This is a genomic window from Gluconobacter sp. P5B12 (assembly GCF_018812035.1).
In the GTDB taxonomy this organism is placed as follows: domain Bacteria; phylum Pseudomonadota; class Alphaproteobacteria; order Acetobacterales; family Acetobacteraceae; genus Gluconobacter.
Genome location: NZ_JACRVV010000010.1, coordinates 112,085 through 124,413, shown reverse-complemented (window position 1 = coordinate 124,413; position 12,329 = coordinate 112,085). Strand labels below are relative to the sequence as shown.

Genomic DNA, 12,329 nt, shown 5'->3' with positions numbered 1-12,329 from the left:
AGTTCGGACAGAGCAGAGCGATCCTCCATCAGATAGGGTCCGCTGGACACGACCTGAATGGAAAGAATACCCGGTTCCCTGCTGCTATTTCCGCTTTGCAGCGGCAACGTCGCATCGCCATCTGTCCAGCGGTATGTGGAAGATTCCAGCCCATGCCAGCCTGACAGGTTGGACAGGGACAGATGAGCGGTCAGACTGACTGTCTGACGAGACGCAAACAGGGAAACATCCCCGACAAGAACGCCGAGATCACGACGATCGTCTACGAATGGTCCAATCGTGTCACTTGGGCGACTGGCCCGCGATACCAGACGAACTGTCGTGACATTCGCTGGAAGCATGAACATGACACGGTCATTCGCCTGCCGGAGCGGCCGGATGATCTGACCGAAGTTGGTGACCAGATGCAGATCCGGATCAGTGGTCAGTTCAGGCTGGAGAACACCATTGCCAGCGCGCTCTGCAATGCGTGCATAAATCGGCTCGACAAAGGCACGGGACGTCTCGAGCGGCAGCGTTTTCGAACCACCGGCCTTCGACCCACCAAAGATCGCAGTTACGGTGTGATTGTCGAACTGGCTACGGTTTCCTGTATCCAGATAGCTCTCGGTCAGTGCGTTTTCAGCCCAGACCGCTTCATGGCTCTCCAGTTCCACATGATAGTAGGTGTAGCTGTTGATCGTACGATCAATCAGGATGGATGCCCCATTGACCAGCATACGGGCCGGAACCAGCTTGCCTTCAAGACCGCCATTGCTGTCAGACGACAGGGTATAGCCATACGTGCTGGCGTTCGGCACGTTCAACGAATACGTGCCACCGGTGGTGTAGAACGTGATGCCACTGGCCGTTGTGCTGACACTGGTGACGCTGGCCTGCGGGATGGACGCCAATTCAATCGTGTCTGTGGGCGACCAGCCCGAAATGGTATTCGTCGGCATGGAGGTGCCACTGATAACCAAGTTCGCACCATCACCAGAAAGCAGGATGCTATTGCTGCCAACAGTGCCGTTGACGACCAGTGTACCACCCGAAGAGACAACAGCCTGCCCTGCAATTGTACCCCCGGAAACAACAGATACAGTACCTCCACTCTTAATTGTAGGTGTAGAGATCGCTGCGCCATTCAAAACATTGAAGGTAACGTTATTGGAAACAGTCCAGGTTCTGTTATCTTTGAAACCGGATTCCAGATTAACAACGCCACCATTTGACGTAAATGTTGTATTATTTGTTCCACCGGTCGCTGTGTAAACATTCAGCGTTCCACCATCGACGACCGTGCTGGATACAACACCGCCCTGAACGTTTATCGTACCACCGGAAGGAATACGCGAGGCGGACAGAACAGCGCCCGAATTAACGGTAATTGTGTTTCCGCTAGTGGCGTAATTTCCGCTAGTGGCAGTAAATGTTACGCCAGACTCCAGAATAAAGTTACCACCAGTACCAACGATAGTCGTGTTTGACGTATTGTTTGTGTATAAATCCAGCGTTCCACCGCTGATGACCAGATTCCTTCCTGCCCCTGCATTGGCGAGAAGAGTTGCAGATGCACCACTGCCGATTGTCTGGTTAGCAAGAACTGCACCGGAAGACGTAATTTCCGTTGTGCCAGATCCGGAAAGTACGCCGCCTGAAATAGTGGCTGCGTTTGTAATAGTGCCCTTCAGAACAGTTGCGGCATCCGCAATAATGGACGCACCAGTGGTGATCTCCGCCCCGCTAATGACAGCACCAGAAGTTGCGCTCAGCACACCACTGCTGAAAGCATAGGCTGCCAGTACTGTCGAACCACTCTGAGCGTCAACAGTTCCACCACCGGCGATAAACGGGTTATCGGCTGTGCCGCCAACGTAGACGTGCCTGATACCCCCGCTTTGAATCACACCCTGATAAGAAGAGCCACCACTAGAGATATAATCCTGTCCTGCGCTGCCAACGACACCGTTGCGGACAATGCCACCGAAGCCAACGTAACGTTGCCCACTGTTGCTTTGATCCTGTGTGGCTCCGCCGGATGAGACAATTTCTACATCCCCATAAACGAGAGCATTTGAGACCACTTGCCCAGAAGTAACTCTATAAGTCGCCATTGCGTGTGCATCCTCAATCATCAGCCATCAAGCGTAATGTGAAAGTGTTCACGCTCTGGCCAAGTGAACTGTCTCACTGCAATTGCCGGTCATTTTTATGAGGGACAGCAGCGGTGAGAGAAAAATGTAAACACCGGAGAAACATGAGCTCAAGCTTTTTTCGTGGGAATATCTCAGGGAACTTTAATGTTTTATTTACGAATGGATGACGGAACCGATCTGAAGAAATAAGCAGATCAAAAAACTTGGGAAATAATCACATGTTTTTCTGTTTCCTCATTCTCATCCCTAGAGATGCTTTCAATTCGAACCTGAGAAATATAGATGGATCAAACAGAAGATTTTTCTCTTACAAGCAGGATCATATTATGGATTCGGACTCGCATTTGACGATTCTTGATTTAACTCATTCTTGAAATATAGTCCGAAACGGCACTTTTTTGACGTCACGATGGAGTTTGAGGGTTTTATACCTTACCCTTCCCATCAGCATGGTTAACGACCGCCTTTGATCATTTTGAGCCTTAAACCCTGCTGATATTTTGAACTGCTCCTACTGATGCCCCCCCCCCCTGTTGCGCCTGCCATTCCCATCACGCACAACAACGAGAGCCCTCGCGTTTCACGCATAAAATCAGACTGCGCGGCGTTTGGTGACATCCACTTTGACTTAACGTCGAAGTTCCTCTCCCGTAAGAGTATGCGTAACATCAACACTCCTGGATGCCGGGCAGCATACATGACCTTCCCTCCCCTTGATCCAGCATCCGGTCCAAGGTCGATGATCCAGTCTGCTGCGAGCATTGCATCCAGATTATGCTCGACCATCAGGACTATTACCCCGCGTTCTACAAGTCCGTGATCACAGTCAGTAACCGGGTCACGTCCATGCCGTGCAAACCCGTTGTCGGTTCACCGAAATTAAGTATATCGACATCCTCATCAAGCAGGGACGCGAGCTTCACGCGCTGTCTTTCGCCCCCCCCCCCCCCTGAAAGGATTGAAGTGGAGCGTCCGATTGTGAGATATCCCAGACCAACGTGCCGTAGACACTCAAGTATCTTTCCGTCATCCGGTTCCGTGAAAAACGATGCAACCTGATCCACCGGCCTCGTCATAAGCTCGGAAATATTCCGATTATCGAATTAATATCCAAGTGTTATTTAATTAAATACTGTATCATTACAAGATTCACAGGTCATCGCCGTACTTTCAAGAAAAGCGAGTTCCGTCACAATGACACCGCGCCCCTTGCAGACGGGACAAACTCCCTTTGACGCATTGGTAAATCAGCTACAGGATACACCATTAGATCGCGCAAACAGATCTCGGATGTGCTGCGTGACGCCCCTGTAAGTCGCGACCGTAGATGTCATGTTGCCACGTAAGAGGCTCTGGTTGATAGCCGTCGCGGAAGGCATGACCTCTAGAGTTTTCTTGATAAGAGAGCTTCTGCCGGAGCCGACAACCCCGTCAGGGCAGTGAGAACCTTACGGGGAATATCGACGTCAATGCCCTGAAGGTTATTGAGATGAGCATTAGGGACCTGGATAGGATCACCGTGAGGCGTGCGACAGGATGTAGACTACGTTCTGCTCAAAAGTATTCCCCAGTGGGCGTTTGAGGCTTTTGTAATTTTGTACGGGGCCCGGAGAATAGAATTTCTCCACCTGCTTCCCCTGATCCAGGTCCCATATCAACTACGAAATCGGGAATGTCGATTAGGTCAGGATCGCGTTCCACAAGAAGGACCGTAGACCTTTGTCGCGAGGGCACCTAAGGATCGCACCGAAATGACAAATCCCATGGATGCAAACGCCAGCTTGAAAAGCAAAACAGACAGCATGAATCAATATTTTCATTCTGAATTAAAAATGAAATTTATGAGCATCAGCGATCGCTGCACGGAAGCATTTTTCGCAGAGAATGCGGCAGTCATCTTTAAGCAAAGGTAATAGACCGTCAGGGTGCATATAGTTTGATGACGCTACGGTGGCTGTCTCCCGCTTCAACGTCGCGAGCATGGAATAAACATTGGCATTGCTGGCTCTTGGAGGCATCTTACCCGCAAGCTTTCTCTAACCTTGCAACAGAACCTGCCTATGGATCGACAAGTGCAACAGTACGCATTTCACACATGACAGCCAGATTACGAATATATTTCTGGTCCATCAAAACGGTACAAAAAAAATGAAACGCGTTATCCAACACTTTCTGTCATTGTGATCGTAAAATTTGGTATACACCAATATACTTAAGTGTTAAATTTATATCGCTTTCATGTGTAGTTATTTGGGATCTCGTTCGATGCTGGCTGCTGCAGATCTGCCACCTTACTGCGAAGTAAGCTGGCCTTCAGTCCTCTGTGAGAATGACTACGAATTTCTTGGCTTTCCAGATGTCACCCTTCAGTCATCCGGGGACCACACGTGCAATATCGTGCTTAGTGCTGAGAGATAAGGGTTTGACCACCTCCTCCTGCCTTCTGGATATAGTCTTGGATTAGGCATGAGTGCATTTGTCAGCAGAATGGCTCCGACGCTGCGACAGACGTTTTTCTGATGGAGCCCGATCCGCTTGAATGGGCGCAAAATGTTGTCACTCCCGATCAGATACCGACCAAATTACGTGTCTATCAGGACTACGAAATGAAAGCTTTCATCCAGTCTGGATATCCTCATCAGAGTGAACGTGACCTGTTCACTCGGCATGTCTTGCCATCCCTAAATTATGCCCCGCTCTCCCAGCTCAGTTGAAACCTACATGTTGCTTTACGAAGCACGCACAACAAGGACTTTTCCATGACCTGGACCCCCGATTCATCCCGTTATGAAACAGCGACCTTCCGCCGTTGTGGTCACTCCGGCCTTGATCTGCCACCTATTTCCCTTGGTCTGTGGCACAATTTCGGCGGCGTTGATGTGTTTGAAACAGGTCGGGCCGTCATCAGGCGCGCGTTTGATCGCGGCGTCACACATTTCGATCTAGCCAACAACTACGGCCCTCCTTACGGGTCCGCAGAAGAAAATTTTGGCACGATTCTGAAAAAGGATTTTGCAGCTCACCGCGATGAAATGATTATTTCTTCGAAAGCTGGATGGGATATGTGGCCCGGCCCCTATGGCAACGGCGGCTCACGCAAATATCTACTCGCCTCTCTTGACCAAAGCCTTCAAAGGATGGGGCTTGAGTACGTCGATATTTTCTACTCCCATCGCCCAACGCCAGATGTGCCGCTCGAAGAGACGATGGGCGCCCTGGTGCAGATGCATCGACAAGGAAAAGCACTCTATGTCGGTATTTCGTCCTATGGTCCTGAACGGACAAAGCAGGCTGCTGCCATTCTGAAGTCTGAAGGTGTACCACTGCTCATCCATCAACCTTCTTATTCAATGCTCAATCGCTGGGTCGAGGTAGAACTGCTCGATACGCTTGAAACCCTCGGCGTCGGCTGTATCGCTTTCTCTCCACTCGCCCAAGGTCTTCTGACGAACAAGTACCTCAACGGGACGCCAGAAAATTCGCGGGCGGCAGCAGAAAATTCTTTTAAACGGGCAATGCTTTCGGATGAGAACATCGCCCACGTGCGCGCCCTGAATGATATTGCACGACGGCGCGGTCAATCCCTTGCGCAGATGGCTATCGCCTGGATCCTGCGAGATCCCCGCGTCACCTCCGCGCTCATTGGCGCACGAAACATCCAACAGCTCGACGATTCACTTGACGCTCTTCAGAACCCGTCATTTAGTGACGAGGAACTGCAGTTGATCGATCAATATGCACGTGAAGGGCATATTGACCTGTGGCGAAATCTTTCAGAATGAAATGCTCATAAATTACCCAAGAAACAATTCACCCAGCCTACAAAATTAGGCTGGGTCTCGCTATTTTTCAAAAATCACAAGCATCTACAAAGTCCAACCTCAGAATACTCCCACCAACTACGTGAATTTTCTTCTGTAAATTACCTACACTTTGTAGCGTAATTTATCGACGACAAGAGGCAATACGGACGAATGCTTTCGACTTGGATAGTACAAGTGGTAGCCTGGGAAGGTTGGACACCAGTCTTCTAGAACCCTTACCAATCGACCGGACTTGATATACGCCTGCACTGCATCTTCAGGGAGATAGGCAATCCCTAACCCATCAAGCGCAGATTTGATGCGCAGAGCTAGATTGTTGAAAACAAGCTGCCCTTCAACGCGAACATGTATTTCCTGCCCATCTTTTTCCAGATCCCACGGAAAAATGCCTCCATAAGTCGGCAAGCGAACATTAATGCAATTATGGTCCATCAAATCCTGAGGCGTTTGCGGCAAAGGATGCCGCTTGAAATATCCCGGCGATGCAACAACCGCCATGCGCATATCAGGTCCGATCCGAACCGCAATCATATCTTTGGCGACCTGCTCTCCCATCCGGACACCAGCATCATATCCTTGGGCAACGATATCGGTCAGGCCATAGTCTACAATCAATTCAACATTGATATCTGGATGATCAGAGAGGAAACGTTTCAAGGCTGGTTGAAGAATAGAAAGTGCTGGATGCTCCCCGGCTGTGATCCGCACTGTACCGGCCGGCTTATCACGCAAGGCAGTCAGAGCTGCCAGTTGGGCTTCTATTTCGCTCAATCTCGGCGCCAGTGTCTGAAAAAGACGCTCACCAGCCTCGGTCGGAGCAACACTCCGGGTTGTTCGTGTCAGCAAGCGCAAGCCAAGCCGCTCTTCAAGAGCACGAATGGTCTGACTGAGAGCTGATTGAGAAACCCCCATTTTTGCTGCCGCTCGTGTAAAGCTCCGTTCCTGTGCAACAGCCGCAAAGGCTGCAAGATCATTGAAATTCTCATGCGCCATTGATTAGACTTTCTAATAACATGGTTCGCTTTATAGCGTCCCATCACAGAGCACAATGCGAGAAAACCGCTCGGGAATTCTCTATAAGGCATGAATCCAGATTACAAGTGACAGGAGTTTTAGCGCTGAAATCGACCATTCTGGCGAGCAAACAGCGACAAACGGCCCCGCAGGGACACAGCTTGTAAATGCTACTCTCAATGGCACAATCCGGGCCACGCAGCGACGCAGACAGTTCTTGTTGAGAGTTAAAGAAGCTTATTTTCATGCCGCTTATATGCCCGTGCATTCCAGCATCATGCCCGACAACGTGTCCTGCCATTCTGAACTCGCGAGAAGGCACATCTTCTGTGACGAATTAACGCAGCAGAGAAGCTGGGCGTCGAGAATTTTGTGCTGCATGATGCCCGGTTGGGCAGCTTGGCAACTCGCGCAGTCTCGGAAGCTGGAATGTCACCCCCAATATTTCCCCGAACGGACTAAATGCCCTAACCGACCATGCTCATGGCCTTGGCATGCAACTCGGTCAGTGGTTCGAGCCTGAAATGGTCCGTCCTTCTACGGTGAGCCCCACCTGACTTGAAAAAGGAATCACTGTCAGCGCTACTGTTTTGCAAGACATGGAACGAACACTCTCCAGACTTTATCCTGCGCAGGTACTGGGTCTGGAATGCCGACCGGTTCACGGCATGAATGGCTAATTTCGATGCGGAGCATGTCTCTCGCAGCATGGCTCCACAGCAGAACGTTTCTCCCTTCAAGTAAGCCCCAATCAGCATCCAGCACTTGATTTCGCAGGCTAGGCTACGAAACGGACCTCCTTCTCAAAATGTTCGTGGCGAAAAACAGCAGGCCCCAAAATCAAATTAATAAGTGAGACTTATATCTGTATATAAATATAAGGACCTAATCATATACGATATTTGACGATAAGATCTTAGGGGTTTTTATAAATTTCAATTTCCGATAGGTGGATGTTCGTTTCCGAAAGGGCACAGGAATATATATTGTTGTCAGACTATCAGGGCATACCTTCTCTACTCGCATCAATTCTGATGGAATCTTCATCCTTGCTGAATGAAAGCGTTTCTGCTGTCTCCGATGCGATAGATTCTATTGGCATGCCCTGACCCTGCATCAATCTGTTTTGCGTAGTTTCAGCGCAAGATATTTCTCGGCCCTTTCAGACGATTGGATAATGGTTTTTGTGGAGTAGGTTTTTGTGACACGAAATGGAAATGGCTCGTTTCCTGGCCATCTCAATGCCTCGCCCAATGCGATCAGAACGAGCCAGTCCTTGAGACTGATGCGTCGGGACGTTCTGCTTTCCGGATTTGGAGCCATACTCGCTTACGGAATTGGTGGCGGGAGCTCTGAGGCGGCAGGCGTTACGACTGATCCGAATATTGCACAATTCATGGATATATCGTGCCGCATGACGGATCGTCAGCATCTCGATCCACAGGTTGGCGCGGCGCTCTACAATGGCATCATCCATTCCGTTCCAGAACGCAAAGCCCAGCTTTCCAAGCTATACAACATCATGAAAAGCAATAACCCGGGCACTTCTGCGGAGCTTGCAAAGGCTGCAGAACAGGCTGATCCAGGTTTCAAGGATGTCATTCATGACATCATGATCGGCTGGTATCGTGGCGTTGCTGACGGAAAGGTCGTTGTCTATCGCACGGCCCTGATGTTTGATGTCACCAAAGATGCCATCTATCCCAAAACCTATGCGGCGGGCGGTCCGTTTTACTGGACCACCCAGCCCCCAGAAGTGGAGCGTCCGACGGGACAGCCTGCGCTTTCCGCATCCCCCTTCGTCGTAGAACCCACCTGAAAAACCGGAAAAGCCTCATTCATGTCTTCTGACCAGAACCTCTCCGCCGATGTCGTCATCGTCGGCTCCGGTGTCGCGGGCAGCTCTATTGCCAATGAGTTGGTGCGCGCCGGAATTTCTGTTGTCGTACTCGAAGCTGGCCCCCGTGTGGATCGTCAGCATTTCGTCGAGAATTTCCGCAATCTGGAAAACAAGCCGTCCTATCAGGGGCCTTTTCCATCCACCCCGTGGGCCCCGCACCCGCCCAACCAGATAACGCCCAACAAATACCTGCACACGACCGGGCCGAACGCCGAAGCTTATCAGCAGGTTTATCTGCGAATGATGGGCGGCACGACGTGGCACTGGGCCGGTTGTGCATGGCGTTACCTGCCGTCTGACTTCGAGCTCAAGACCCGCTACGATCAAGGTCGTGACTGGGCCGTCAAGTACGAGGATCTAGAGCCATTCTACTATCAGGCCGAGGTCATGATGGGCGTGTGTGGTCCTGATCCGAAGGTCGAAGATCTGGGCTCTCCGCGTGCGCAACCTTACCCGATGGACGCACTACCGCTCTCGTATGCCGCGCAGCAGTTCCGCCAGCTCATTGCAGAACAGACACCATGGCGCGTTGTCCATGAACCTCAGGCCCGCAATACGCGCCCGTATGATGGGCGCCCGACCTGTGAAGGGCATAACAACTGCATGCCGATCTGCCCAATCGGTGCCATGTATAATGGCAGCTATTCCGTCTACCACGCGGAAGCCGCCGGCGCGAAGTTCGTAACCAATGCCGTCGTGTACAAGATTGAGCGCGACGAAGCGAACAAGAAGGTCACGGCTGTTCACTATTACGATCCGGACAAGGGATCGCACCGCGTGACCGGCAAGTATTTCGTCATTGCGGCACACTGCATCGAAACAGCCAAGCTGCTTCTGGTCTCCGCCGATGAGAAAAGCCCGACCGGGGTTGCCAACAGCTCCGATCAGGTCGGCCGCAACATGATGGATCATACCGGCGTTCAGGTGACGTTCATCAGCGGCGACAAATCTCTCTGGCCGGGCCGCGGACCTCTGGAAACCAATGTCATCGACAATTTCCGCGATGGCGACTGGCGCGGTGAGCATGGCGCATATCTCGTCCACATGGTGGATGACAACCAGGTGGATTTCGCAACACAGCTTGCAATTTCAAAGGGATATGTCGGCAAGGATCTGGAAGAGCAGATCCGCTATCTGGCGTCGCACACCGTCCGTCTCTTCAGCCACAATGAGGCCCTGCCCGATCCGGACAACCGTCTGACATTGAGCAAGACGAACAAGGACGCGCTGGGGATCCCGCATCCGGAAGTCTATTACAAGCTTCCGGAATACACAGTTCGCAGTTGTGAGCACACGCGAGGCGTCTTCAAGCAGCTTATCGGCCTGATGCATGGGACCGATGAGGAATGGACACCGGGCTACTTCCCGCAGGATCACCCCTCCGGCAGCACCATTATGGGAACGGACCCAAAGAACTCCGTGGTGGATGGCCATTGCCGAACGCATGACCATGACAACCTGTTCATCGCAAGTTCGTCCGTGTTTTCCACGGTTGGAACCGGGAACATCACCCTCACCGTCGCAGCCCTTGCGCTCCGTGTTGCTGATACGCTGAAAAAAGAACTGCTTCATGCCTGATTTCAAGAAAGTTTTTGCGTCTTTTCTGATCAGTGGCGCCGTTCTGGGTGGAATGGGATATTCTACTGCCCGTGCAACTGACGTGGGACAGGACGTTATGTCCCGTGGTGCGTATCTGGCGACTGCAGCAGACTGTATTGCCTGTCACACCCGCCCAGGCGGCAAGCCGTTTGCCGGGGGCCTGAAAATTGCGACCCCGCAGGGTGACGTTATTTCTACCAACATCACACCTGATGCGGAACACGGGATCGGCGCCTATACGGAGGCTGACTTCGAAAAGGCGCTGCGTCACGGTGTCCGCAAGGATGGTGCTTACCTTTACCCGGTCATGCCGTACGTCTCCTATGCGGGCATGACGGACCAGGACGTGCATGCGCTCTATACGTGGTTCATGCATGGCATTCGCCCTGTTGCAGAGAAGCCCACCGAGACGCATCTCAGCTTTCCTGGCAACATCCGCATGTCGATGATGGCCTGGAATCTGCTTGCGGGCAGAGAGAAGCAGGAGACCGGGGATTCCTCCCAGTATGACAAGCTACGTCGCGGACACTATCTCGCAACCGCTCTTGAACACTGCGGAACCTGTCACACACCGCGTAACAGGATGCTGATCGAAAAGCAGAGCCAGTATCTGGGCGGTGCACCGCTTGCCGGCTGGTATGCACCAAACATCACGCCAAGTGCGACAGGAGGGATCGGAGACTGGAGCGAGGATGACCTCGTAGCCTATCTCAAGACCGGCCGTGCCAAGAACCGCAGCCAGGCTGCAGGCCCCATGGCTGAAGCCGTCGAGCATAGCACCAGCCATCTGACGGATGAGGATCTGCACGCGCTTGCGGCCTTCATCAAGCAGATCCAGCCTCATGATGATGACAAGGATCATCAGGCCCGCGACAGTCTGGGCAAAGCGGCTTACAATCCGGACCTTCGCTCTGGCGAACTCACCCGCATTGACAATCTGCACGAAAAGTCTGGCGCAGAAATCTACACCGGCAATTGTGCCGCCTGCCACGGGCAGGATGGTGCAGGCACGGCAGATCAGTATGCCCCGTCACTGTATGCTAATTCAGTCGTCGGTTCCGAGCGTGTTGACAACCTCATTATGGCCATCGTCTACGGTGTGGACAGGAAAACGCCTGCAGGCGGCCATGCCAGCATGCCAGGATTTGGTTACAATTCTGACGTTCAGCGCCTGAGCGACGAAGAAATCGCTCGACTGGTCAACTACGTAACCGCGACGTTTGGCAGCGGTGATCATCATGTCACAGCAGAACTGGTCGCCAAGACCAGAACAGATCATCTTGAAACAGCAGTTTCCCATGTCATGGTCAAAACCACGACGGGTAACAGCACGCCATAACGTTTGTTAGGTGGAGTGGAAGCGTCAGAAGGGAGCATTTTTCCCTTCTGACGCTTCCTCTATTCTGAGCTTAGCACTGACTACTCTATGGGAATTAACATCCATTTCCTTGGTATTTTCATCTCTTAATTTACAGAGAAAATGCTTTCCCCAAGAAAAACATCTAAGTCTCGTCATTCTTGGGAAATATTTTTTTCGCGCTTTCCCACGGAAGAGATGGGCAAATCTTAGGCTTCTTCATTGTATGACAGTCGCCATCTGTTCGAGCGCCAAAGCAAGAACTAGCAGTAAATGATGCGCCATAACTTATACCTCACTGTCGCACACGACGAGGTATTCATGGGTAATGTAGCAGCCCACTGGAGCGCCTTGCCTGCCCGGATCAACGGTCTCTGGAGACATCTTCTGGCTTGCCGGCAGTCGTGAGCGCAACTTTAGCCAGCCCCTTGGGCTCAACATTGAAAACGGGGAACGCGGCACTGTGGTCACTTATTTAGTGATAATGTGCTGCGAAA

Annotated in this window: 7 protein-coding genes and 1 pseudogene; 6 read left to right on the top strand and 2 right to left on the bottom strand. The window is 51.7% G+C overall.

The window, feature by feature from the left end:
* Positions 1 to 2,096: Hint domain-containing protein (locus KP702_RS14555; RefSeq protein WP_252348761.1), on the bottom strand; the 2,096-nt coding region annotated here is incomplete at its 3' end.
* A gap of 1,793 nt (positions 2,097 to 3,889) precedes the next feature.
* Here KP702_RS14555 and KP702_RS14550 point away from each other — a divergent pair.
* Together KP702_RS14550 and mgrA are read left to right on the top strand one after the other, a co-directional pair.
* On the top strand, positions 3,890 to 4,051 hold the full coding sequence (locus KP702_RS14550; protein WP_202208195.1) for a hypothetical protein: 162 nt from the start codon (positions 3,890 to 3,892) through the stop codon (positions 4,049 to 4,051).
* Positions 4,052 to 4,897: 846 nt separating this feature from the next.
* Positions 4,898 to 5,920 carry an L-glyceraldehyde 3-phosphate reductase gene (gene mgrA / locus KP702_RS14545; RefSeq protein WP_202208194.1) on the top strand — a complete coding sequence of 341 codons (1,023 nt, stop codon included), beginning with the start codon at positions 4,898 to 4,900 and terminating at the stop codon, positions 5,918 to 5,920.
* A 144-nt stretch (positions 5,921 to 6,064) separates the two neighbouring features.
* Here the strand turns inward: mgrA and KP702_RS14540 are convergent, their stop codons facing one another.
* Entirely contained in the window at positions 6,065 to 6,955 is an 891-nt protein-coding gene (locus KP702_RS14540; RefSeq protein WP_202208193.1) for a LysR family transcriptional regulator, read from the bottom strand.
* Positions 6,956 to 7,392: 437 nt separating this feature from the next.
* Between KP702_RS14540 and KP702_RS16615 the strand changes: the two are divergent.
* The 4 genes and pseudogenes from KP702_RS16615 to KP702_RS14520 form a co-directional block, all read left to right on the top strand.
* Positions 7,393 to 7,533, top strand: a pseudogene (locus tag KP702_RS16615) (alpha-galactosidase); the annotation flags it as partial.
* Between the two features lie 644 nt (positions 7,534 to 8,177).
* Positions 8,178 to 8,795, top strand: a complete 618-nt coding sequence (locus KP702_RS14530) for a sorbitol dehydrogenase family protein (RefSeq protein WP_308469049.1) — start codon at positions 8,178 to 8,180, stop codon at positions 8,793 to 8,795.
* A 21-nt stretch (positions 8,796 to 8,816) separates the two neighbouring features.
* A complete protein-coding gene (locus tag KP702_RS14525) occupies positions 8,817 to 10,454 on the top strand; it encodes a GMC family oxidoreductase (RefSeq protein ID WP_202208192.1) in 1,638 nt (545 codons plus the stop codon).
* Positions 10,447 to 11,814: a cytochrome c gene (locus KP702_RS14520; protein WP_202208191.1), complete on the top strand. Its 1,368-nt coding sequence runs from the start codon at positions 10,447 to 10,449 to the stop codon at positions 11,812 to 11,814. The genes KP702_RS14525 and KP702_RS14520 overlap by 8 nt, the downstream gene beginning before the upstream one ends.
* The last annotated feature ends 515 nt before the right edge of the window (positions 11,815 to 12,329 follow it).